Consider the following 23,794-nt stretch of genomic DNA (forward strand, 5'->3'; position numbering starts at 1 on the left):
CAGGAATGGTTGGATTTACCACTTCATCTGCAGACCAACACGACCGGCCAGACTGTCGTTCTTGACCCCGTTATGGCCAAGGCTGTGGCTATAATCGCCGCTGGCAAACAGCGAGACTGTCTCAGTCAATTGACCGGAGAAACCGAGACCAAATTGTCCCCAGCTTCCTTGCGCATCACTGACGAGCGAGACGCGGTTTTCACCTTGCAGATTGGAGAAACTGGTCTTCGCCTCCCCACCCATTGTGTGCCAGAGATTGACCCGTGCCCAGGCTGCATAGCGACGCCCGCTTTCGGCCTGCCATTGTCGGCCGATCTTCGCCCCCACCCTGCCATAGACAGTGTCGGTGTCGGAAAATGCGATCCGTCCAAATCGATCTGATGTGTTGTCGAGCGAGAGGTGCTGATAGATCAATTGCGCTTGCGGTTCGACCGTCCAGCCATTGCCGAGCCCATGACGATAGCCGCCTTCAAGCGAGGAAATGAAGCCCCAGCCTGCTGTGCGCATGGCGATCTGGTCGGCAGAACTGCTTTCGATCCGGTCATAGCGGGTGCCCTGGATGACGGCATCCGTATAAAAACCTGTCTGGTCGAGATGGGTCCAATAGCCGCCAAAACTATAGCCATTCATTGTCAGTTGACCGGCATTGCCGCCATAGACCCGATCGACATTGGCTTCAGCGCGCCCTGCCCCTACAAACAGGCCAGCCAGATCGCGCGATCCGCTTTCCTGTTCACGGCGATAAAGGTCAATACCCGACTGAAACCCACCGAGGGTGAAGTCATAGGACGGCCCATCTCGGTAAAAATCATTCAAATGGCCCTGTGCATTGCCGGAGGCCGACCCCGCGTCACCGTGTTCGCCAAAGCCGCGCAGCCAGACGGCTGAAAGCTTTGGATCAAGCGTGTCACGCCTGTCGTGGTAGGTACCGAGCATCGCCAGTCCAAAACGGTTTGCGAGAACGGGGGCAACCATATCGAGCGGAACTTCAGGCCGATAATTGGGTAGCTCAGGCTCCGGTTTGGGACCGGGATTTGGATTTGGGTCTGGCTCCGGGTTTGGGTCTGGGTCGGGATCCGGGGTCGGAGCGGGATTATAGCTCGAGCGAAGATACCATTTACCATCGAAATTGCCGGAGCGGTCCTCGGCAAACAGCGTATAGTCGTAAGCGCCGGCTGCGATACGCCCCTGCTGGACAAAGGCATCATTGCTGGCCTTTGCGGCATCCACAATCATGATCCCATCGCCCAGAGTCAGCGCTCCCAGGCCTCCGGCATTGTTGACACTCACGGAACTCGTGCCGCTGACATTGCCTTCAAAGATCAGTCGATCGGTTTCCGAGCCATCATCGCCAAGCTTGCTGTTGAGCACAAAAAGACTGTCAGACGAGGTGAAGTCACCCTTGACAGTCAGGGTCTTGAAACCTGCCGAACCGGGGGCGGCAAATGAAATCGTGCCAGCACTTTCCAGATCGTTCAAGGTCGAGGCGCCGGTGATCTCCCAGCCACTGGTGGCGTCAATCGACAAACGATCAAGAATGCCACCCGTTTCGCTCACCCGCGCAGCACCTTTGAGCAGGCTCTTATCGCGCAGATTGAAATCGACGATACCGCTAGCGGCAACAATATCGCCTTCCAGCAACGAAGCTTGCGCGTTCACGCTTGCGGTACCGACCGGCATTGGAATGACATTCGTGCCATCATCATAGATATAATCCGCACTGGAAAACAGCAGGGCGTCGTCGCCTGTGCCGCGCACGTGACTGTTTTCGAGATTGAATGTGCTTGTCGCACCGCCACCCACCCGCAGGGCCGGCCCTTTTGCCGCCGTAATTGTGGATCCTGCAACATTTACGCGATTGACATGCTTTGTGACCGGCGTGACATTTTCAGGTGTGTTATAGCCGACAAGATAAATGCCGGCCGCATTCTGACCTGTCGTCTCAATGCTGGTATCAGAGATATCCATCTGTGATCCGAATGTGACGGCGGCGCCATGGGCATAATCGCCAGCAGTCTTGATTGCTGTGCCTTGAGAAAGGGTCACCATGCCCGTACCATGGCTGCGGGCGCCGATCGCACTTTCGCCACTGGTCGAAATGGTTAGTCCGCGACCGTCAATTGTCGATTTGGTGGTCGCGACAAGGCCATAGGCGCTCTCACCCTCGGTGGTAATTCTGGTGCCCGTGAGCGTCACATGCGAAGGGGCCCAGCTGGCAACGCCGCCATTGCTTGAACCCACACCATGACCACCCAGTCCGTAGGTGTGGATAGATCCGCCATTGATGACAGAGCGAACATGGATGTTCTCGATGCCGGTCGCGTTGCTGCCATGGGTAATGATATCAACATTATCCACCTGCAATTTGACCTGCCTGGTATCACTTGAGTCATTGGCTGCAAAGATGCCGTTACCATAATCGCCAAAGGTTTCGATCCGACCGTTATTCAAGATAACATTGCTGTTTGAATTGGCGTTGATCCCATAGGCGCCCCGACTGGTGGTCGTTGCGTTGGTAACCGGGTTGAAGCCTGCGCGTATATCGAAATTATTGGCGATGAGCTGACCACTCATGGCGGAAATTCCGGCACCATTATAGCTGGTGATGCTGCTGTTCTCCACCAGCGTCGACGCGGCGGTCGAACCGTATTTTCCCTGCATCGAAATGCCGATATCGTCCGCAACTATGCTGCTGCCGATCAGCGAAAGCTGGCTTTCTCCCATCGTCAGAATGCCACGGCGACCTGCACCGGTTCCAATGATTTCGACATTCTCTAGATGAAGCGAAGAGCGGTCGCCGGACAGATTGACGACATTGCCTGCGACGCCGGTTGCCACCAGCCGTGCGGTCTTGCCCGGCGCGCCGACGATCCGCACGACGCTGGGCGCAGAAGAACTGTAGCTTTCCACCCGCAAGGCTTCCGCCGCGCGACCTTCACTCAAGAAATCGACATCGGAATTGGTGATAGCGAGAGTTCCATTGGTGACCCAGACTGCTGCCGCATCAAGCTGACCCGCGACACCGGTTGTATGGGCTCGGGCTTCCCCGTTGTCGATCACGCTTTCCTGACCGGATCCGACTCTGATCTGCTGGGCATTGGCCGGCGCCAGGACGAGGCCCATCGCCAGCGATGAAACGCCCAACAGGCATGTCAGCCGGTGACGGCTTAAACCGGAAAATTCAATGCAATGCTTTAGAGACAACATAAGGGCCATCCTTGGTGGAGAGCCGCCATCGCCCACAGAACCTGCCGCAAACACGGCATTTCTGCGATCATCCAGAAGACCAAACAAGACCGCACTCGCTCACAATCAATTGCAGGCGGGCCCCAGTCCTGTCAGATCATTGGCATAAAAAGCGATGCGTGCGGCAACCTGCTTTTTGATTTCTGCCGCTATGTATTCAATCTGGATGCAGTAGAATTGCATAAAACTTCAGTGGTTTTTATAAAAGGCCGCTAATTGAGCAAATCATTCTCAATACTGCAAATTAGGAGGATGATAATCTCTGCAGAGGAGAAGCGCCACGCAAAGTTGGAACGCAAGGCGGAGAATGGATGCTCTGTCTGATGGGGCCTGCAACTGCGCCTGACGAGGGCGCAGGCGTGCGACCCTGACTGCGCAGCCCATCAGAGATTTTCACAATGGAAAGGCCGCAAAGCGGCCTTCCTGAGTCAGGCAACGCTGCGCCGGAACGAAGCGGGTGTGGTGCCAGCGATCCGCTTGAAAAGCGTTGCAAAATGCGCCTGGTCCGAGAACCCGCAGGCAAAGCCGATTTCGGCAAGCGGCAGGACGGATGTGCCGAGCATCTCTTTGGCCTTTTGAACCCGCACGCGCATGACATATTGATGCGGAGTGATATGCATTGCCGCTTTGAAACGTTGATGAAAGCTCGTCCGCCCCATACCGGACAGAGATGCCAGCTCACCGATGTGAATATCGCGGGTCAGATGTTCAGTGATATAGTCATCAATTCGCCGCAACTGTCTTGACGTCAGCCCGCCATATCGATCGGGCTTGATGGCCGCAGGCGAGACGACCGAATATTTCGCCAGCAGGTCGGCACAGAGTGCACGTGCAAGATAGTCAATCTTTAATTGGGAAAGATTAGCCGGCTCAGCCAGCGACTGCTTGATGGCGCGCAACAACCAGCTCAGGCTGGTACTTGTGCGTCCGAATACCGGAAGCAGCGAGACACGATCAGGCTCTATCTCAAAGAGCTCATAGGCAGTCTCCTGGAGAAGTTCTGGCCTTAGAAAGACATGAACCGCCTCGGTGGCGTTGCCGATCAGGCAATCAACCGCAGTGAGCGGTTCAGCCATGCTGATCGAATAGGCTGGAAGCACGGCGAGTTCGCCACGACCGCCAATGCTTCGATGGACTTCTGTTTCGCGCAACCCCATGCTCAGCCAGAAAAATGGCACCGAATGATGCAGACATTCATGGGGATGTTCGAGCGTATGGGCTGCAAAGAGATCCTGCCAGCCGTGTCTCTGGCTGCTCCGGATGGTTTTGACTTCCGTGGTGACAAAAAGGGAGGTGTCCTTGCCCAGAATGGGGAATTTCTCCCCTCGATCAGGAAAAGCTGCCGTCTCGACGGCGTTTTCGACTAGATGTTTCATCGATGCACACTTTGCCTAATTTGGCTCTCTTTTCGAGTGAGAGGCCAAACGATTGAAATATGCAGCGCCCAGAGAGGATATAAGCGGAATGTCGGCGCCAAACAACTGTGGCTTGAAACAGCCAGCCGGTCGTTCTCAATCGGGTTTTCGTCAATGCTACGGCAGAGTATTGGCCATGAGCACGGTTGTTTGGTAATATAAATTATCTGTTATTGATAACCCTTGATCGAAATCAATCCTTTGGATCGTATTGATTGTAATACAATCGGGCTATATTTTAAGCCATTACAATATAAGTGCTTTTTACGCGATCGATTTGTCATTAAATATAATTAATGAATCGCAGTAACGGCCATTCTGTCAATTTTTGACAGATTATATCCTTGATCATCATGGAAAGATTAGCGGAGTTGCTAATTTTTCTGGGCACCATATCACCTCCAGATCAACCTTCAGGGAGAAGGTGATAGGATCACAGGCCCGCCATGACAGCGGTGAACACGCAATGCTGCCGGTATTGCGACCGGCATCGGTCGAAACGGATGCGAGCCAGGCCTCATCTCAAAGACAAAGCTGCAGCTCACGATCCGCCGGCGATCGCGGGGCTGCCACCCTGATTGCCAGCGCCTGGGCGAACCGGGGCGATCTCTCTGCGACCGATCAGAAAAAGCGCCAAGGCGAAAAGCGCGATAGTACCGTGAACCCAATAGGCAAGAGCGTAGCCGCCATAATTTGTCAGCCAGCCAGCAACGACATTGCTCAAAGAAGCACCAATGCCCTGAACTGTCATCACTGCAGCCAGCCCAACATTGAACCGCCCCGTCCCAGACAGGATCTGTTCGGCTGCGACCGGTGTTGCGATGCCAATCAGGCCCGCGCCAATACCATCGAGGATCTGCACCGGGAAGATCACCGCATAGGAACTGAACCAGCCGGCGATCGCGCCGCGGATGGGCAAGGCCATCAGTGCGATGATGAAAACGGTTGCAAGGGAGAAGCGGCGGATGAGAAAGGGCGCAGCAAGTGCCATTGCGATCATGGAAAGCTGGGACACGCCGGTGATGATCGCGGTGGTGCGAAACGGCGTGTCGAGTTGGATCGAGAAGTCCTGGGCGATCAGGCGGCTCATTGGCGCATTGCCGAAATGAAAGATCATCAGCACGCCCGCCAGCAGCAGCAGGCCCTTGCGACTGAACAGCACCGTAATGCCCGATGGTCCCGGCGTGCCGTCATCATGGGCAAGTCCGCGGGCGACATCATGATCGATGTCTTGTGGATGGATTGCAAGCACTGAAACAATCGTTGCTGTAGCGCTTAAGAGCATCAAGGCAATAATACCTTTGGTTCCGAAGGCGGCTGTCGCGAAATAGATCGCGGCGAGCGATACGACATTGCCAGCGTGATTCCAGAATTCGTTGCGCGCGACCTGTCGCGAGAAACGCGCCTCTCCCACGAGCCCCAGGGTCAGCCCCATCAGTGCGGGACCAATGACAGCGCCGACAACCGCTGTCGCTGATTGTCCGCCAAACACCGAAGCATTGCCGGGACTTGCCAGCGTCCACAATGCCGCGAGTGTCACCAGAATGACCGGGATTATGATCAGGGTACGCTTGCGATGGGACGCGTCCACCCATGCGCCGAACAGCGGTGTCGCAATCATCCCGAGCACACCGCCCAAAGTGGCAACAATGCCCAATGTAATTGGAGACCAGCCTTGGGTTGCCAGAAATCCATCGAGAAATGGACCCAGTCCATCGCGCGCATCGGCGAGAAAGAAGTTGAGAACAGCCAGGGCCACCAGTGACCGGTCTGACAAGCCATTACCCGAATTGGGTTGCATGCCGTGCTCCTGCTTGCAAGACCATGAATTGGAAATATTGCGCAAAACGAGCGGCTTGCAAAAAGGTTCCAGATCAACGGATCTGGCTTTTACACAGGCGTGCCAGGTTTCGGTTCTGTACAGGCAAGCGCAGGTGCCAGGTCCATTCAGCTGAGGGTGAGAAGGCTCTCTTTGATGGAGTGGCTGGGGATTGCGCTTTGTCTGAGGATCGACGCCTGATGGATCAGCAGCTTGCGCAGATATCCGCCCTTGCAGCCGGACCGCCGCCTGCGTCTGTTGCTATATTTAATCGGCTGCCAGTCGTCTGTCAGACCGAGTTTCACGCAGGTTTCAAGGATGCTGTCCCACAAGCCCGCCTCGGCCCAGCGACGAAAGCGCACGTAAACCGAATTCCACTTGCCATAGCGTTGATCCATGTCGCGCCAGCAACAGCCCGATCGGAGCACATGGAGCATTCCATTGAAATAGCGTCGATTGTCATAGGAAGGGCGCGCACGTCTGCCGCGTTCGGCGGGAAGCAGTCGCTGGATGATCTGCCATTCCCAATCCAACAGATCGCCACGGACCAAAACTGCCTCCTGAACGCAAAAACTCCTTGGCCCGCTTGATCGACAATGCATCCTGTCAACGGCCTTGCTAAAACACTCCGAACCAAAAGAAAGCGGTCGATCGGTTCAGAGTGCTGCGTCAGGCGAAACTGCGAGGAAAGCCTGACGCCTTGGCAATGAACCATGTCGGGCGAGCGCTGCCAATCGCAAGTCGGTGGGGAAGATATAAGCAGTCACACAATTGCGCCTATCAGCCCCAAGGGTGGGCTGTTCCCGCTGCCCCAGTCTGGTGACGATTGGCACAAGACCGCGTCGGCTTTCAGGGGTGAAGACCGATCGTCCTAGGAGCCCGACGCGCTCGCATGATCGACCGCGGTCCGGCATTGAGCAGGTCGATCGACGCGTTGCAGGACTTTTCCCTGCATTGCGCAATGATGCTGCGTTCTGTCCTGTTTGTTTACCGGAAAGCAAAGTCCGGCATCTCAGGCGAGCAGGGCGCTGAGATCATGGGCATGATCGTTGCCATCGCGCAGATCAAGCTCGGATTCGACATGATCAAGATGATGAGACATCAGGTGGACAGCTTTGTCCCGCTGCTGGCTGGCGATCGCTTCGACAATTTCTGCATGTTCATCGGGTCCGCAATTAAACTGGTCGGTGTTGCGATAGACAGCGGTGATCAGCGAGGTCCGCGAGACCAGGTCGCGCATCATGGGCGAAAGAAAATTGGAGTGTGCGAGTTCTGCCAGCAGCAGATGAAAACCGCCGGATAATCTGATGATGTCGGTGGTGATATTGCGGCTATTGGCCACGCGTTCCTTGGCAACATGATCCTGGAGCCGTTTTATGTCGGCGCGTGTGGCGGATCGGCAAAGATGTTCGACCACGCAACGCTCCACCGTGCGCCGCACGAAGAACACGTCGCGGGCTTCCCGGACGGTTGGCTTGCAGACGAAGGCGCCGCGATTGGGCAGGATATCCACCAGTCCCTCGCGTTTGAGGGCGGCGAGCGCCTGCCGGATACGCGCACGGCTGACCTTGAAGATGGTCGCCATTTCCTCTTCTTTGAGCTGGACGCCAGGGCGCAGGCGCCGCTCGGCGATCGACAGCCAGACTTTCTCGACAATATGCTGTGTTGACGCGTCCCTCTGCCCTGCCATGAGCCCTCCTCCCCTTCTGCATCAACAAGCGCGCTGCAGAAGAAAAAGTCAACCATCATGGCAAGGTAAAGGGGACAAAATTGTCTACAATAAGCCGCGATTTCCGGCTATGCGATCCGTTTGGTCAAAGCAGGGCCCTTGCTGAGCGGGTAGTCGTAACTGTTGACCTTTGAGGTCGCATAGCCTGCACCGACCAGGGCTTCGGCCATCTTGACTGCTGCGGTTACACCGTCAATGACTGGAACACCGGTTGCGTGCTTAAGGCGCGCGCATAGCGACGACATGCCGGCACAGCCGAGCACGATGGCTTCGGCGCCATCCTCATCCCTGGCGCGTTTGATCTCTAAAATCAGCAATTGCTCGGCCCGCTCGCGCTCCTCTTCCAGAGCCAGAACCGGCAAATCGATCGCCCGCACCTTGCGGCAATGGCGCTCTGCGCCATAAGCGGTCACCAGATCCTCGATGATAGCGACCGAGCGCGGCAATGTGGTGATGACCGAAAAGCGCCGGCTGATGGTCATTGCAACCTGGATCGCCGCCTGACAAATGCCGATCACCGGCCCTGCCGCTACCTCGCGCGCGGCGTTAAGGCCCGGATCATCGAAACAGGCAATGACAAAGGCATCGACCCCCTGGCTCTCACCCTTGCGGATTTCCGCAAGCATGGAGGGCACTGCCAGAGCCTCGTCCGCGCCCCCTTCGATACTGGCAGGCGTATCCAATGGATTGGTGGCCGAGAGCCGGGTCTGGCTCTGCTTGACCAGCAAGGCGCTGTCGAGCGCCTGTTGTGTCATGGAGGCGGTGGAATTGGGATTGATCAAGTGAATATGCATGCTGAAATTCTCTGTTGCCTGGCTGCGGGTCTATCGGTCCGGCTTGCTGAAATTACCGATCGGCGGGGCTTTCAAAACAAATTGACGGTCTGAGGTAAGATAATTATCGGCGTGTAATCGGGCGATCGGCTGGTAGAATTCGGGATCGACATAATGGCCTTCAGCGTCCAGACAATTGCGGCGGACATGCATCTGCACCACCTCGCCCAGAACCAGAGTGCGCCGCGGGTAATCGATGAGCCGCTCGACCCGACACTCAAAGACACAGGGCGCTTCGAGTGGATAGGCGGCATCGATCTTGCTGCAGGGCTGCGCGGTCAATCCTGCCATTTCCATTTCATCGACCTCAGTGTCAAAACCCAGTCCGCAGACCAGCATCTGCTGCGACAGCGCCATGTCGACCATGCTGATGGCGAAATCGCCAGAGCGGCGAATATTGGCCATGGTGTCCTTTTCCTCTCCCGACAGCCGCGGCTGGATGCCAAGAACGACGATCGCCGGATCGTGCGAGAAAACATTGAAGAAACTCATCGGCGCAGCGTTGTTGTGCCCGGCAGCCGAACGTGTTGTGACCAGCGCGATCGGACGCGGACCAATGAAGTTGGTCAGCAGACGATAGCGGCTTTGCGGGTCGAGGTTCTCGAAGTCAAATTCCATGGGCAGCCCAGACTGTGATAAAATCATCTACAAAACTATCTTTTATTGTCAACAATAAAGCAACTGTATAAATGTGCGAGTTGACTTTTTCCCGCACATGACGATTGTCGAATCCAACACGGAGAAGTCTTAATGAATGCAGCAACGGCCATGTCGATCGAACAGATCGTCGAGAAAGTCTGGCTTTCGATCGCCGAGCGGCGATTGCGGCCTGGCATCCAGCTCAAGGAAGAACAGCTTGCCTCTATTTTCAGTGTCAGTCGCGCCCGCATTCGCCAGGCGTTGACGGTGCTTGAACGCGATGGGCTTGTGACGATGATCCCCAATCGCGGCGCCTTTGTCAGCAAACCGACCGTGCAGGAAGCGCGTGATGTGTTTTCGGTGCGACAGGCGGTGGAGCGCTGCATCATTGAGCGGCTGTGCGGCTCGCAGCTCAAGGACAGTGTCAAGCGATTGCGCGCGCATGTCGAGCTGGAGCGGATTGCCAATGCCGAAGACAGCACCACCGACATCATCAAACTTTCCGGCGGGTTTCATCTTCTGTTGGCTGAACTCACCGGATCTGACTTTCTGTTTGCCACCATGCGGGATCTGATTTCCCGCAGTTCGCTGATCACCGCGATTTATCGCAATACCGACCGCTTCAATTGCGGTCCGGACGAACATGCTGAAATCGTGAAGGCAATTTCGGCAAAGGCGGTAGAGAAAGCGGTTCATTTGATGGCCCATCATCTTGAGCATGTGGAATCCGAGCTTGATCTGAGCGAGATCCGCGAGCTGTCTTACGATCTGCGCACGGCGCTGGCGTAACGGGGACGGTGCCGGTTTTGCCGGCGCCGATTGACGGGCGCTCAAATCTCCATTTCCACCAGGTGGCAGGCCACGCGGGTCTTGTTGGGGAGGAGCTGCATTGCCGGCGCTTCCCGTGCGCAGCGTTCGATAGCGAAGGGGCAGCGCGGATGGAAGGTGCAGCCCGACGGTGGCTTCAACGGGCTCGGCACCTCACCTGTCGTCGGCTCACGATTGCGGTTGGGGGCAGCAATATTGGGGATCGTCTGCAACAACAGCTTGGTATAGGGATGACGGGGTGCGGCAAAAAGTTCTTCGGTCTCGCCCTCCTCGACAATCCGTCCAAGATACATCACGGCAATCCGGTCAGACATGTGGCGGACAACGCTCATGTCATGGCTGATGAACAGATAGGTCAAACCAAGTTCGTCCTGCAGGCGGCGCATCAGATTGAGCACCTGCGCCTGCACGGATACGTCGAGGGCTGAGGTCGGTTCATCGCAAACCAGGAACTCTGGCTCGCTGGCCAAGGCGCGGGCGATCGAAATGCGCTGACGCTGGCCGCCTGAAAATTCATGTGGGAATTTCTCGCCATCGGAGACCGAGAGCCCGACAATGGTGAGCAGTTCCTCGACGCGTGCGGTGATTGCGGAGGCCGTGGCACGCAGCTTCAGCTCACGCAGTGGTTCCCCAATGATATTCTTGACCCGCCAGCGCGGATTGAGAGAAGCGTAGGGGTCCTGGAAAATCATCTGCGCCGATAGCGGTGCCCCGCTTTTGCCGGGTGCAAAGCGCATGCCACCGCTTGTGGCGGGATAAAGACCGGTAACCAGGCGCGCGACTGTCGACTTGCCGCAACCGCTTTCCCCCACAATACTCAGGCAGCCGCCCGCCGGCACTGTGAAACTGATGTCATTGACAGCCTTGAGATATTGCTTGGGTTTGCGTTCCACCAGGCGGTTGAGCCAGGGCGCCGACACATCGAAGGTCTTGACGAGCCGCTCGACCGTCAAGGCCGGTTGATTGTTTGCATGGATCGTCATGCGGTGCCTCCTGCATTGAGCCAGCATGCGCTGGCGCTCGCTTCAGAAAATTTCAGTTCCGGTCTTTCGCGATGGCAGCGTGGGCCTGCGCTTTTGCAGCGTGGATTAAAGGCGCAACCGTCTGGGATCGCATCCAGGCGCGGCATTGAGCCATCGATCTGGTTGAGTTTCTCGACCCGTGCGCCCAATGACGGGATCGACGCCATCAAACCCTGGGTATAGGGATGGCGTGGCTGGTGCAGCACCTGTTCGACAGGCCCCACTTCGATGAGCCGTCCGGCATACATGACCGCGATGCGGTCGGCGGCTTCAGCAATCACCCCCATATCGTGGGTCACCAGCATGACGGCGGTTTGCTTTTCCTTGCAGAGTTTGCGCAACAGCGAGATGATCTGCGCCTGGATCGACACATCAAGAGCGGTGGTCGGCTCATCGGCAATCACCAGTTTGGGCGATGCCGCAAGCGCAAGTGCGATCACCACACGCTGGCGCATGCCGCCAGAAAACTGATGCGGATAATGATTGACGCGCTCTTCGGGCGAAGGAATGCCGACATCCCGCAAAAGCTGCACGGCGCGTTCGCGGGCCTGCGCCTTGTTCAGACAAAGATGCCTGCGGATGGTTTCAACGAGCTGCGCGCCGACGGTAAACAGCGGATTGAGCGAGGTGAGCGGGTCCTGGAAGATTGCGCCGATCTCCCGGCCGCGAATTTTCTCCATGGCCCGGTCGTCAAGCGTATCAATGCGCTGCTGTCCAAGCCAGACCTCACCGCCAGCAATATGGCCGGGTCGCTCGAGCAGCCCCTGGATCGCCAGGCCGGTCATAGACTTTCCGGCGCCCGATTCACCCACCACACCGAGGATTTCACCAGGGCGAATGGACAGGCTGACATCGGAAAGTGCGGTGACGGTGCCACGGCGGCCGGGAAAATCAACACGAAGATTGCGGACTTCGATGACGGCTTGCTGTGTCTCAATCATGGGGATTGCCCTCGAGCGGATAGCTGGGTGGAAAGATGTCGGCGACGGGCGGATTGCCAAAGCTGCGCTCGGGATATTTGGCGATAAGGCTGTCAAACTGCGCCTGCGCACTCTCCCGCGCCGCAATCAGATCAAAGCCTGCCAGCTTGCGATCGAGCATCGAGAGGCGGCCATCGACAAACACGGCCTGGGTGATCTTGCCCGATCCGCCGGTTATGATGGTGGTAATCGGATCGATGGAGGGCGCCATGCAACTGTCATCGAGGCGGAAGACGGCGATATCTGCCCGCGCCCCTTGCGACAAATGTCCCAGATCCGTCCGCCCCAGAGCCTTCGCGCCGCCAAGGGTCGCCGCATCAAACAGATCTGCGCAGCGCAGACGATCGGGCACCTGATCGGCGACCCGGCCGGTGATGAGACCGGCCAGAAGGTTCATCAGCATATCAGGCGGGGTTGTATCGGTCCCCATCGCGATGTTGATGCCGCGGCTGCGACAATCGGAGAAGGATTTGAGGATCGACCCGCCCCGTCCGGAAACCAGTGGGCAATGGACGATGGAAACGCCGTTCTGGGCATAAAGATCGAGATCTTGGTCGGTCGCATTGGTCGCATGGGGTGCGATGAGACGCTCGCTCAACAAACCGTGTTCTGAAAGCCAGACCGGGGCAGTTGAACCATGCAGTTGTTGCACTGTTTCCACTTCCATTGCGCCTTGCGCCATGTGCAGGCGAAATTTGCATCCCAGATCGCGCGCGGCCGCATCGGTGCGCTTGAGCAGTTCAAGGGTCGAGGTCTCCACCCGGTCTGGAGCGAGCATGCCGCGGATCAGATCGCCATGACGGCCGCTCTGGCGCTCGATATAGGCGATCGCATCCTTCAAGCCCTGAAAGCCACGTTGTTCGTCAAACACCGGAACGATCCGACCCGGGGCTTCGAGCACCATGCCGCCGGAGCGGTAGGCGGGACTGAGATAAACGCGCAGACCCAGATCGCCGGCAGCGTCGGCTGCAGCATCGAATTCCGCGACCGTTTCCCCCCATTGCCGATAAAACAGCGAGGCGATTGGCGCAGCGGTGGTGATCCCGTTTACCAGCAGTTGCGCGAAGGCGAAGCGTTTCTGGAACGCCAGTTGCTTCTCGCTATACATTTCATAGGGACCGGCATCGACGTAGCTGCGTGGCCATACCCGGCCCTTGGCCCAGCCGGGATGATGGTCGATGCCAAGAATAGTGGTGTCGAGATCAGACAGCGCGTCGAGATCGATCAGTCCGGGACTGATCAGGGCACAGCCGAAATCGATCCGGCGAGCGACTTCACCGGTAAAATTATGGCCGACAAACAGGATTTCACCGTTTTCAAACACCACTTCGCCGTGTCTGAGCAGCCGATGCCCGCCATCCTTGTGACCAACCACCCAGTCGGCGGTGATCCATGTGCGCCCGTTAGGTCTTTCGCCGAGCACCAGCGCCTGCAAATCCGGGGTCATCATGGCATCTCCACCACGGCTACACCGTTGCGTGCGCTCACGCGACCATTCTTGACCACCAGCGGACGCGGCGCCACATCGACGACGGCATGCGCCAGTGTTTCACCGGTCAATAGGGTGAAATCGGCGTTGCAGCCAACGGTGAGACCGTAGTTTTTTAGCCCCATGACATCGGCACCGCCCTGCGAGACAATGTGGAGCAGATGCTCGAGGTCATCATCGGAGCGCACACCATTCTTCATGCCGATGATCCGGGCACGATCAAGCATGTCGGGCTGTCCCCAGGGTCCCCAAGTGTCGCGAATGCCATCACAACCGCCGCCAATGCGCACGCCCGCTTCCTTGAGCCGCCTGATCGATGGCACAGTGGCAGACGGCGCGCCGGTGGTCAGGATGGCGACATCGAGCAGGGCGATCTGTTCGATCAGCTGGCCGACCCGCAGATAGTCATTCATGCCAAGCGCGAAGGCGTGGCTGATCGCCACCTTGCCTTGCATGCCATGCGCGCGGATACGCTCGAAAATCAGCTCCATGGTAAAGGCGCCCAGATCACCGGTTTCATGCAGGTGGATATCGATGGGCACCCCATGCTTTGTAGCGAGGGCGAACAGGATATCGAGCTGGCCCTTCGGGTCACGATCGATCCCGCATGGATCAATCCCGCCGAGCACTTCGCAGCCCTGACGTAAGGCTTCGTCGAGCAAGTCCTTCGTGCCCGGCATGACCATCAGGCCGGATTGCGGGAAAGCGACGATTTCAATGTCGATGATGTCTTTGAGTTTCTCACGGGTTTCCCACACGCCTTCCACCAGCGACAGGCCATGGGTGGGATCAATATCGACATGACTGCGGATATGGGTGCCGCCATGGGCGGCGAGACCGATGGCATGGCGCATTGATTGTCGGTGCGGATCGATGCCGATTTCAAGGCGGTTGTCGCGTTCAAAATCGATCCGCTCGCGCAGGATGGCAGCACGGTTGTTGACGTGCCAAGGCATGCCCCAGGTCGTCTTGTCGAGATGGGTATGGGCGTCGATCAGCCCGGGGGCGACAATGGCGCCCTCGCCATCTTCGACCGCCATACCGGCTTCTGCCTCAAACTGACCGAAGCCGGCAATTTTGCCGTCCCGGATCAGCATGTCACAGCGCTCTCCCGCCATCGGGCGGATGTTGCGGAGCAAAAGATCGTTCATATGGCTTACCTCAGTTTTGGATTAAGAGCATCGCGCAGCCAGTCACCGAGCATATTGACGGCAACCACGAGCAGGCAGAGCTGAATGACGGGAAACACCACGATCCACCAGGAGCCGGAGAACAGGAACTGATTGCCGATACGGATCAGCGTTCCCAGTGACGGCTGGCTCGGCGGCATGCCGATACCCAGGAAGGAGAGTGTCGCCTCGGTCAGGATCGCCATCCCGAAATTCAGCGTCGCGGCGACCATGATGGGTGTGAGGGTGTTGGGCAGGATATGCTGGGCCATGATCCGCCGCGCCGGCACCCCGATCAGCCGCGCTGCCGAAACGTAATCCTTGCCGGTTTCGACGATCGCCTGGGCGCGCACGGTGCGCGCATATTGCACCCAGGCCGAAAGCGAGATCGCCAAGATCAGCACGGCGGAAGCGCCAATCTCGCGCAGGCTCACCGGCAACATCTGGCGGACAACCGTCGACACCAGAATGGCGACAAGAATGGTTGGAATGGACAATGTGATATCGCCAAAGCGCATCAGCAGATTATCGATGAAACCACCGAAATAGCCTGAGATGAGGCCAGCGGTCAGCCCGATGATCAGCGAGAGGATCACCGATGCGATGCCGATGACGATCGAAATCCGCGTCCCATAGAGAATGGCCGAAAGCATGTCGCGTCCCTGGGTGTCGGTGCCGAGCAGGAATGGCCATTCACCGCCCTCCTCCCAGAGCGGCGGCAATTCCGCCTTCCACATATCAAGCGCAGCCCCATCATAGGGGTTTTGCGGGGCGATCAATGGTGCAAAGATTGCGGTCAGGATCAGCACTGCCAGAAGGGATGCACTGACCATCGCGGTCTTGCTATGGGTAAATGACCACCAGAGATCACTTTTGCGGATACGGCTCAACAGCGAGGCGCGCGCAACGGGATTGGCGGGTGAGGTGCTCATGACATTAGTCTCCCGTTTGATCAGCGAGCGGTGCGCAAGCGCGGATCGATGACTGCATAGGCAACATCAACCAGGGTGTTGAGCACGACGAAAATGAAGGAAATGATGCACAGATAGGCCGCCATCACCGGAATATCGAGAAATGTGACGGCCTGGATGAACAACATGCCCATGCCTGGCCATTGGAAGACTGTTTCGGTGATCAGCGCGAAGGCAATCAGCGAACCGATATTCATCGCGGTCATCGTGACCACCGGCATCAGGCAGTTGCGCAGGGCATGGCTGAAATAAATCCGCCAGCGCGGGATCCCGCGGGCACGCGCGAATTTGACATAGTCGGATCGCAGCACCTCGAGCATTTCCGCGCGCACGAGACGCATGACCAGCGTGACCTGATAAAGCGAGAGGGCGATGGCGGGCAAGAGGATCGCCAAGCGGCCCGATGGGGTTAGAAGACCGGTGGACCATCCACCGAGCTGAACGACATCCCCGCGCCCGAAGGCCGGAAACCAGCCAAGCGAGACTGAGAACACCAGGATAAGCAGGATGCCGACCACGAAGCTTGGCAAGGAGACCCCGACAATCGACAGAAACTGCAGACCCTCCGTATACCATTTTCCGCGTTTGATGGCGGTGAGAACCCCCAGTGGCAATCCGAGCAGCAAGGAGATCAGCGTTGCCACGAACACCAGTTCCAGTGTCGCTGGAAAGCGCTCGGCGATCAGGCTGAGCACATCCTGGCCGTTGCGGTAGGATATACCGAAATTGCCCTGGGCGGCATTGACCACAAAGCGGCCATATTGGGTCATCAGGCCATCGTTAAGGCCCAGGCGCTCACGCAGATTATCGCGGTCTGCCTGCGTCATCTGCTCATTGGCCATCATTTCGACCGGGTCGCCGGCCAGCCGGAAGATCAGGAAGGCGAGCAAGGCGACGGCCAACATCACCATGACAGCGTTTGCCAGGCGCTTAATGATAAAAACCAGCATAAAATTCCCTCGGTAACAGCGGGGCGCGCCGGGGGCATGCCCCCCGGCGCATCACAAGTGGATTATGGGGCAAAATGCGTCAGCCAGTGACGCGGCTTGTTGTCTGGCAATTGCACGATCCTGTCGATCTTCTTCGACATGACCCATGCCATTGGCTGCTGGTGCAGCGGCAGCATCACAATCTCGTCCTTCGCCATTTCAAGCGCCTTCGTTTGGACTGACAGCCGGTTTTCGCGATCCATGTCGGTGGATGCTTCTTTGATCAGCTTGTCAATCTCCGGATAGCTCCAGCCACCCCAGTTGAAGACACCGGCATTGGCTGATTTGGTGGCGATCATCTGCAGCAGGATCGAATAGCTGTCGAGCATCGGCTCGGTTGCCCAACCGATCAGATAGACATCTGCCTTGCCGCCGGTCCGCTTGGGTGCCTGCGCTGCGGTCGGCGCAATGTCGAGCTGCGGTTTGAAACCGCCACGGCTCAACATATTGACCATGCCCTGGCACAGTTCCTCCTCGTTGACATAGGCGTCGGTGGTGCAGACCAGCGTGAAGGGGAAGTCCTGCGCGCCCGCATCGGCAAGGAGCTTTTTCGAGAGCTCGGGATCATAGGCGAGCGTGGTGTCGAGTTGTGGGGTATAACCGGGGATTTCCGGGGCGACCACCGCACCGGCTGTGCGCGACTTGCCGCGCATGATCCGCTTCTGGATAAGATCGCGATCAAGCGCATGCGCGAAAGCCTGTCTGACGCGCAGATCATTGAACTTGTTTGGGGAACCGTCAGCAAGCGCGGGCTTGCGATTGAAGCCAACCATGACCGTGCGAAGATCGGTGCGCTCGAGCACGCTGAGTTCAGGCTGTGCCTGTAGACGCGGCAGGTCCTGGGACGGCGCGTTTTCCGTGAAATTGATTTCGCCGGAAAGCAGAGCCGCCACCCGCGTTGCGGCAGAGGTGATCGGGGTGAATTCTATCCGGTCAATATTGGATTGCGACTGGTCCCACCAGGCCGGGTTCTTGACCAGTACGGTTTTTGAATCGGGCACACGGCTTTCAAGCTTGAAGGGTCCGGTGCCATTGGTGTTATAGGTGGCATAGCCCTCGATCTTGGCACCGACATCGGTGGGCTTTTCTGAATTGTTGGTCTTGAGCCAACCGGCGTCAAAGATATGGATATTGGTCAGATCGTTAAGAAGCAGCGGATAAGGACCGCTCAATTGGATATCAACGGTATGATCATCGACCTTGCTCGCCGATTTATAGGCGGGCAGGTTACCGCGCAAGGGTGAGACCGGATCACTGACCCGCTTGAGCGAAGCGATCACATCATCGGCAGTGAATTCGGCACCATCGTGGAAAGTGACGCCCTTGCGCAGATGAAAGCGCCAGGTGGTGTCGGAGATGTTTTCAAAGGATTCAGCGAGCGCTGGCTCGATCTTCAGATCGGCGTCGTAGCGGACAAGGCCTTCATAGACATGATTGAGAAAGGAAAGTGTGTAACTATCCCCATAGGAATAGGGATCTAGCGAATAGATATCGCGCGACGCCCCCCATTTGAGTGTTTCGGCATGACCTGACAATGTCAGGCTCGCCAGCACGACGGCCGCGAGGCCCAGTCTGTTCAACATTGATTGCTCCGCTTCTGGAAATTTGCGCCCCCTTTGCGGGGATCTGTTCTTCCTGCATCTCCACACCATGATGGGTGCGGCGACGTAACTGCTGCGTGCCGCATGCACGGCTTGCATTGAATGTGATTTCCTCCCTCACTGATGATCCTGCCTTTGTGGCTTTGCTTGTGGACCAAGGGCAACATAAGTCTATTAGCAAAAAGTTGTCAACGTGATTGTTGACAATATTTGCATGTTTGCGCGCGATACATGTCGACAAAAATGCCAGCGCGCATTTTCCCTGATCAGACCTCCCAGAGAGGATAGCTGGATTGGAAGATGTCTTCGAGCGGGGGGTGTTGCCAACTGCGATCGGGATATTTGCGGATCAGCCCTTCATATTGCTGCTGTGCCCTGATCCTTGCCGCACGCATATCGATACCGGCGACTGCACCCGAGAGCATTGAGAGGCGGCCGTCGACGAAAACCGCCTCGGTTACCTTGCCCGAACCGCCGGTGAGGAGTGTGGTGATCGGGTCGACGCTGGGGGTCATGAAAATATCATCGAGGCGAAACACCGCTATGTCGGCTTTTGCGCCGGTCTTGAGCCGCCCAATATCCCTGCACCCCAGCGCCTGAGCACCGCCCAGCGTAGCAGCATCAAACAGATCTCGGGAGAAGGCGGCATCCGACGCCTTTTCCCCGATCCGGCAGGCGATCAGGCCAACAAGCAGGTTCATCAGCATGTCGGGGGGTGCGGTGTCGGTTGCCATGCCGATATTGATGCCGCGCGCGCGGCAGGCGGCGAAGGAATGGAGCATGCTGCCCATCCGGGCGGAGACCAGCGGTGAATGGGCAATTGAAACGCCATGCTCGGCATAGAGGTCGAGATCGCAAGATGAGGCATGCGTGGCATGGGGGGCGTAAAGCCGCTCGCTCAACAGGTGATGTTTGGCGAGCCATTGCGGCGCCGACATCTTGTGAAGACGCTGCATGGTGTCATGTTCAAGCTGCCCCTGGGTCATATGGATCCGCACCCGGCAGTCAAGGTCGGCGGCTGCCGCCATGGTGCGTTCAAGCAAGGGCAGCGTGCAGGTTTCGATCCGGTCGGGCGTCAGCAGGCCATTGATCAAGCCGTCGAAACCGCCGTGATTGCGCTCGATAAAGCCGATGGCGTCGCGCAGGCCGTCAAGGCCGCGCGCCTCGTCAAACACGGGCTCGATCCGCCCGGGTGCTTCAAGGACCATACCGCCGGAGCGATAGGCGGGGCTGAGAAAGACCCGCAATCCCAGTTCTCCGGCAGCCGCAGCCGCCGCTTCGAATTCGGCAACCGTTTCCGCCCATTTGCGATAATAGAGCGAGGCGACCGGCGCGGCAGTGGTAATCCCGTTCAGCAGGAGAAGACCGAAGCTGAAACGTTTTTGAAAGGCCAGCTCCTCGTCAGAGTACATTTCATAGGGTCCGCGTTCAAGATAGGATCGCGGCCAGGCACGGCCCTTCGCCCAGCCGGGCTGGTTGTCCTGCACCAGCAAGTAGGTATCGAGATCGATCAGTCCGGGGCTGATCAATGCCTTGCCAAAGTCGATGCGGCGGGCCACTTCGCCTGCAAAAGCCGGGCCGACATAGAGGATCTGATTGTGTTCAAAGACGATTTCGCCGTTATGCAGCAGACAATGGCCGCCGTTGCGCCAGCCGAGCAGCCATTCGGCGGTCAACAGGGTTTTGCCTTTCGGTCGCCGCCCCAGTGGCAATTGTGCGGCTGCGGAGAGCGGAAGCGATGGGGTGTGCATCGGACTGATCCTGGCGCTTGATGTGCAAAGAGCGCCTCACCGCGGTGAGGCGCTCTTTCCGGTGACGCAGTCGGGGGGATTATTCGGCCATCTTCGTATGCCAATGGCGCGGCTTGTTATCGGCACGGAAATCCACAGCTTCAACCTTTTCAAGCATGCCCCAGGCGATGGGTTGCTGATGCAACGGGATCAGGATTGCCTGATCCTTGGCAATCTTGAGTGCCTGTTCTTCCAGTGCCAGCCGCTTTGCAGTGTCAGGCTCTTCGGCTGCCTTTTTGACCAGATCATCGAGTTCCGGATAGGACCAGCCGCCATAGTTGGAGACACCGGTGGAGCCACTGCGGGTGGACAGCACCTGCGAGAGCAGGGAATAGGCATCAAGCGTTGGCTCATTGGCCCAGCTCAGATTGAACATGTCGGCCTTGCCATTGGTGCGCTTTGGCTGCTGCACGGCGCGCGGCCCCATGTCGATGGTGGGTTCGAAACCGGCGCGCTTGAGCATATTTGCAATGCCCGAACAAATGTCCTCTTCATTGATGCTTTCGTCATTCATGCAGAGATAGGTGAAAGCCAGACCCTTCTGGTTGGCCTCCTCGAGCAATTTCTGCGCGCGTTTTGGATCCGCCGGCTGGTAGACATCCAGTGCCTCGGCATAGCCGGCGATTTCTGGTGCAATCAGCGAGCCGGACGGACGTGCCAGACCGCGCATGATCTTCTTGTTGATGAGATCGCGGTCGATGCTTGCTTCGACCGCCTGACGCACGCGCGCGTCCAGAAACGGGTTGGGACGTCCGTCCTCCAGCTTTTCCTTGCCATTGAAACCAATGAAGACGGTGCGCAGTTCTGTGCGTTTGCTGACCTTGATGCCGGGGGAGGATTCGAGCCGCGGCAGATCCTGAACCGGCGCAGAATCGACCAGATCGATTTCCCCTGACAGCAATGCAGCAACGCGGGTGGCGGCGGACGAAATCGGCACATATTCAATCCGGTCGAGATTGTGCTTCTTTTCATCCCACCATTGCTCGTTGGCTACCAGCACCGTCTTGGCATCGGGAACGCGGCTGTCGAGCTTGAACGGGCCGGTGCCATTGGTGTTGTGGGTGGCGTAATTCTCGGTCTTCGAGGCGATATCGGTTGGCTTTTCTGCCTTGTTGTCGGTGAGCCACTGCGCATTGAACATGAAGATATTGGTCATATCATTGAGGAAGAGCGCGGTTGGCGCTGAAACCTCGATATCCACCGTGAAATCATCGACTTTCTTGACGCCGACATAAAGCGGAATATTGCCACGCAACGGCGAGGTCGGGTCGGCGACACGGTTCATCGATGCGACCACATCATCGGCGGTGAAATCGGCGCCATTGTGGAACTTCACGCCCTTGCGCAGGCTGAACCGCCAGAATTTGTTGTCGATCAGTTTCCATTCGACAGCCAATGCCGGCTCGATCTCGAAATTGGGACCGTAGCGGATCAGTCCCTCATAGATATGGTTGAGAAATGCAAGGTTCGAGGTCGAAGGGACGGAGTCTGGATCGAGAGAATAGATATCGGCCCTGCTTCCCCAGCGCAAGGTTGCAGCATCGGCCGAGGAGACCGCAAGCGGGGCTGCAATTGCCACGGCGCTGAGTGCGGCGATGAGAAACCTGTTGAAACGCGTCATGCTCTTCCCTTCATGAATGACGATCGATCCGTTGCATCGGATTTTGTCGCACTATCATAAGCTGCTTGTGTATTGTCAACGATATTGTTGGCAATTATGAATGAAAACATCAACAGAGGGAAATGTTTAGCCTGGCAGTTCCGACCGGGTCGAACCGAACAAGAGGGGGATGCGATGCAAGGCCTGCTGCTGCTTCATGGGACGATCGTCACCGTCGACGCCGATCGCCGGATTATTGAGGATGGGGGACTGGCGATAGACGGCGACCGGATCGTCGAGATCGGCAGGGCAGCGGATATTGCGGCCCGCCATTCAAGCAAGCAGATCATCGACTGTACCGGCAAGCTGATCATTCCCGGCCTCATCGATGCGCATGGCCATGCGGGTCATGCCTTGATCCGCAGCATTGGCGCCGATACCAATGCGCTGTGGATGAAGATTGTTACGCCGACTTACTATCATTATGTCACCCGCGAGTACTGGTATGCGGACGGCCTGGTCTCCGGTCTTGAGCGACTTTGTGCCGGGGTTACGACTGCGGCCAGCATCATCAGTTCGATGCCGCGCAGCGACGATCCGCAATTTGCCATCAATCATGCGCGTGCCTATGCGGAGCTCGGGCTGCGCGAGATTATCTGTGTCGGCCCAGCAGGCCTGCCCTGGCCGCAATCGGTAACGCGGTGGGAGAGCGGACAACCGCAGCGTCGGGAGGTGGATTTTGAAGACATGCTTGCGGGTGCGGAGAGCGTGATTGACACACTCAATGGGACAGCCGATGGACGGATCAAGGTATTCTTGACACCTTTTACCATTGTGCCCTCGGTGGAACCCTCCAACGCATCGACACCGGATTGTGCCGTTTGTCTGACGCCGCAGGACCGTATGCAGGCCCGCCGCATTCGCGAGACGGCGCGCAAATGGGGAATACGCATTCATTCCGACGCCTTTGCCGGTCAGGTGCGAATGGCGTTTCAGGATAAGGAAAATGCCTTGCTCGGCCCCGATGTGCATCTGCAGCACTGCTGGGGGATCTCACACGAAGAAATCGACATTCTGGCTGAGACAGGCACGCATGTGACCCACGCACCACCCGGCCGCTCGACACCAATCATGCAGATGATGGCGCGCGGCGTGTCGATTGCCCTCACATCGGACGGTGCCGCGCCAAGCCGTCATTTCGACATGTTGCAGATCGCCCGCATTGCCCAGGCAACGCAGCATGTCCTGCACAATCATGATCGCTATATTCTGCCGCCTGGCAAGGTTTTCGAGATGATCACCATTGATGCCGCCCGTGCGATCGGCATGGACCATGAGATCGGATCGCTTGAAAGTGGGAAGAAAGCCGACATTGCGATCATCGATATGCGCAAGCCGCATCTAACCCCCAACTGGATGCCGGTTCACCGGCTGATCCACCAGGTGCTGGGCAGCGATGTGGACACCGTGATTGTTGACGGAAAGATCCTGATGCGGGGCGGCAAGGTGCTGACCGCCAATATGCAGGAGGCGCTGGCCTTTGGAGAAAGCGAGGCGCGGGCGCTTGTGATGCGAGCCGGCCTGTCCTCGCATATGCATGATCCCGGCTGGGGTCAGTTGCATCGGGTGTTCTCAAGCCCGGTCAAAGTCCCGGTCGCGCCCGAGATCTGACGG

Annotated in this window: 17 protein-coding genes and 1 pseudogene; 2 read left to right on the forward strand and 16 right to left on the reverse strand. The window is 57.6% G+C overall.

Going from position 1 to position 23,794, the window contains the following annotated elements; all coding sequences use genetic code 11:
- Positions 1–15: 15 nt before the first annotated feature.
- The 7 genes and pseudogenes from CEV34_RS20530 to CEV34_RS20560 all read right to left on the reverse strand — a co-directional run bounded on the left by CEV34_RS20530 (position 16) and on the right by CEV34_RS20560 (position 9,660).
- Positions 16–3,207: an autotransporter family protein gene (locus CEV34_RS20530; protein WP_179253604.1), complete on the reverse strand. Its 3,192-nt coding sequence runs from the start codon at positions 3,205–3,207 to the stop codon at positions 16–18.
- 467 nt (positions 3,208–3,674) lie between these two features.
- Positions 3,675–4,622, reverse strand: coding sequence for a helix-turn-helix domain-containing protein (locus CEV34_RS20535; RefSeq protein WP_007880824.1), 948 nt, complete (start codon positions 4,620–4,622; stop codon positions 3,675–3,677).
- 580 nt (positions 4,623–5,202) lie between these two features.
- Positions 5,203–6,462, reverse strand: a complete 1,260-nt coding sequence (locus CEV34_RS20540) for an MFS transporter (RefSeq protein WP_094544401.1) — start codon at positions 6,460–6,462, stop codon at positions 5,203–5,205.
- 245 nt (positions 6,463–6,707) lie between these two features.
- Positions 6,708–7,031: pseudogene (locus tag CEV34_RS20545) on the reverse strand (transposase); the annotation flags it as partial.
- 461 nt (positions 7,032–7,492) lie between these two features.
- A complete protein-coding gene (locus tag CEV34_RS20550) occupies positions 7,493–8,170 on the reverse strand; it encodes a GntR family transcriptional regulator (RefSeq protein WP_007880829.1) in 678 nt (225 codons plus the stop codon).
- Between the two features lie 107 nt (positions 8,171–8,277).
- Positions 8,278–9,003, reverse strand: coding sequence for an aspartate/glutamate racemase family protein (locus CEV34_RS20555; RefSeq protein WP_094544402.1), 726 nt, complete (start codon positions 9,001–9,003; stop codon positions 8,278–8,280).
- A 30-nt stretch (positions 9,004–9,033) separates the two neighbouring features.
- Positions 9,034–9,660 (reverse strand): flavin reductase family protein, encoded by a 627-nt coding sequence (locus CEV34_RS20560; RefSeq protein ID WP_007880833.1) that lies wholly within the window; start codon positions 9,658–9,660, stop codon positions 9,034–9,036.
- A gap of 132 nt (positions 9,661–9,792) precedes the next feature.
- Between CEV34_RS20560 and CEV34_RS20565 the strand changes: the two genes are divergently transcribed.
- Positions 9,793–10,470, forward strand: a complete 678-nt coding sequence (locus tag CEV34_RS20565; protein ID WP_094544403.1) for a GntR family transcriptional regulator — start codon at positions 9,793–9,795, stop codon at positions 10,468–10,470.
- A gap of 41 nt (positions 10,471–10,511) precedes the next feature.
- Here the strand turns inward: CEV34_RS20565 and CEV34_RS20570 are convergent, their stop codons facing one another.
- The 9 genes from CEV34_RS20570 to CEV34_RS20610 form a co-directional block, all read right to left on the reverse strand.
- The gene (locus CEV34_RS20570) at positions 10,512–11,492 is read right to left on the reverse strand and encodes an ABC transporter ATP-binding protein (RefSeq protein WP_094544404.1); all 981 of its coding nucleotides are present in this window, start codon (positions 11,490–11,492) and stop codon (positions 10,512–10,514) included.
- Positions 11,489–12,472, reverse strand: a complete 984-nt coding sequence (locus CEV34_RS20575; RefSeq protein ID WP_094544405.1) for an ABC transporter ATP-binding protein — start codon at positions 12,470–12,472, stop codon at positions 11,489–11,491. The genes CEV34_RS20570 and CEV34_RS20575 overlap by 4 nt, the downstream gene beginning before the upstream one ends.
- A complete protein-coding gene (locus CEV34_RS20580) occupies positions 12,465–13,958 on the reverse strand; it encodes an amidohydrolase family protein (protein WP_094544460.1) in 1,494 nt (497 codons plus the stop codon). Before CEV34_RS20580 ends, CEV34_RS20575 begins: the two co-directional genes overlap by 8 nt.
- Complete coding sequence (locus tag CEV34_RS20585) at positions 13,958–15,151, reverse strand: amidohydrolase family protein (RefSeq protein ID WP_007880853.1); 1,194 nt, start codon at positions 15,149–15,151, stop codon at positions 13,958–13,960. The genes CEV34_RS20580 and CEV34_RS20585 overlap by 1 nt, the downstream gene beginning before the upstream one ends.
- Before the next feature lie 5 nt (positions 15,152–15,156).
- Positions 15,157–16,101 (reverse strand): ABC transporter permease, encoded by a 945-nt coding sequence (locus tag CEV34_RS20590; RefSeq protein ID WP_094544406.1) that lies wholly within the window; start codon positions 16,099–16,101, stop codon positions 15,157–15,159.
- Positions 16,102–16,121: 20 nt separating this feature from the next.
- Positions 16,122–17,090, reverse strand: coding sequence for an ABC transporter permease (locus CEV34_RS20595; RefSeq protein ID WP_007880856.1), 969 nt, complete (start codon positions 17,088–17,090; stop codon positions 16,122–16,124).
- Between the two features lie 62 nt (positions 17,091–17,152).
- On the reverse strand, positions 17,153–18,712 hold the full coding sequence (locus CEV34_RS20600; RefSeq protein ID WP_094544407.1) for an ABC transporter substrate-binding protein: 1,560 nt from the start codon (positions 18,710–18,712) through the stop codon (positions 17,153–17,155).
- Between the two features lie 284 nt (positions 18,713–18,996).
- The gene (locus CEV34_RS20605; protein ID WP_094544408.1) at positions 18,997–20,481 is read right to left on the reverse strand and encodes an amidohydrolase family protein; all 1,485 of its coding nucleotides are present in this window, start codon (positions 20,479–20,481) and stop codon (positions 18,997–18,999) included.
- A gap of 79 nt (positions 20,482–20,560) precedes the next feature.
- Complete coding sequence (locus tag CEV34_RS20610) at positions 20,561–22,141, reverse strand: ABC transporter substrate-binding protein (protein WP_007880859.1); 1,581 nt, start codon at positions 22,139–22,141, stop codon at positions 20,561–20,563.
- 174 nt (positions 22,142–22,315) lie between these two features.
- Here CEV34_RS20610 and CEV34_RS20615 point away from each other — a divergent pair, with 174 nt between their 5' ends.
- A complete protein-coding gene (locus tag CEV34_RS20615) occupies positions 22,316–23,791 on the forward strand; it encodes an amidohydrolase family protein (RefSeq protein WP_094544409.1) in 1,476 nt (491 codons plus the stop codon).
- Positions 23,792–23,794: the final 3 nt, after the last annotated feature.

This window comes from Brucella pseudogrignonensis (genome assembly GCF_002252525.1).
In the GTDB taxonomy this organism is placed as follows: Bacteria; Pseudomonadota; Alphaproteobacteria; order Rhizobiales; family Rhizobiaceae; genus Brucella; species Brucella pseudogrignonensis.

Coding starts and splice junctions, on each gene's coding strand:
- CEV34_RS20530 (WP_179253604.1), bottom strand. CDS start 3,207: ATGTTGTCTCTAAAGCATTGCATTGAATTTTCCGGTTTAAGCCGTCAC.
- CEV34_RS20535 (WP_007880824.1), bottom strand. CDS start 4,622: ATGAAACATCTAGTCGAAAACGCCGTCGAGACGGCAGCTTTTCCTGAT.
- CEV34_RS20540 (WP_094544401.1), bottom strand. CDS start 6,462: ATGCAACCCAATTCGGGTAATGGCTTGTCAGACCGGTCACTGGTGGCC.
- CEV34_RS20550 (WP_007880829.1), bottom strand. CDS start 8,170: ATGGCAGGGCAGAGGGACGCGTCAACACAGCATATTGTCGAGAAAGTC.
- CEV34_RS20555 (WP_094544402.1), bottom strand. CDS start 9,003: ATGCATATTCACTTGATCAATCCCAATTCCACCGCCTCCATGACACAA.
- CEV34_RS20560 (WP_007880833.1), bottom strand. CDS start 9,660: ATGGAATTTGACTTCGAGAACCTCGACCCGCAAAGCCGCTATCGTCTG.
- CEV34_RS20565 (WP_094544403.1), top strand. CDS start 9,793: ATGAATGCAGCAACGGCCATGTCGATCGAACAGATCGTCGAGAAAGTC.
- CEV34_RS20570 (WP_094544404.1), bottom strand. CDS start 11,492: ATGACGATCCATGCAAACAATCAACCGGCCTTGACGGTCGAGCGGCTC.
- CEV34_RS20575 (WP_094544405.1), bottom strand. CDS start 12,472: ATGATTGAGACACAGCAAGCCGTCATCGAAGTCCGCAATCTTCGTGTT.
- CEV34_RS20580 (WP_094544460.1), bottom strand. CDS start 13,958: ATGACCCCGGATTTGCAGGCGCTGGTGCTCGGCGAAAGACCTAACGGG.
- CEV34_RS20585 (WP_007880853.1), bottom strand. CDS start 15,151: ATGAACGATCTTTTGCTCCGCAACATCCGCCCGATGGCGGGAGAGCGC.
- CEV34_RS20590 (WP_094544406.1), bottom strand. CDS start 16,101: ATGAGCACCTCACCCGCCAATCCCGTTGCGCGCGCCTCGCTGTTGAGC.
- CEV34_RS20595 (WP_007880856.1), bottom strand. CDS start 17,090: ATGCTGGTTTTTATCATTAAGCGCCTGGCAAACGCTGTCATGGTGATG.
- CEV34_RS20600 (WP_094544407.1), bottom strand. CDS start 18,712: ATGTTGAACAGACTGGGCCTCGCGGCCGTCGTGCTGGCGAGCCTGACA.
- CEV34_RS20605 (WP_094544408.1), bottom strand. CDS start 20,481: ATGCACACCCCATCGCTTCCGCTCTCCGCAGCCGCACAATTGCCACTG.
- CEV34_RS20610 (WP_007880859.1), bottom strand. CDS start 22,141: ATGACGCGTTTCAACAGGTTTCTCATCGCCGCACTCAGCGCCGTGGCA.
- CEV34_RS20615 (WP_094544409.1), top strand. CDS start 22,316: ATGCAAGGCCTGCTGCTGCTTCATGGGACGATCGTCACCGTCGACGCC.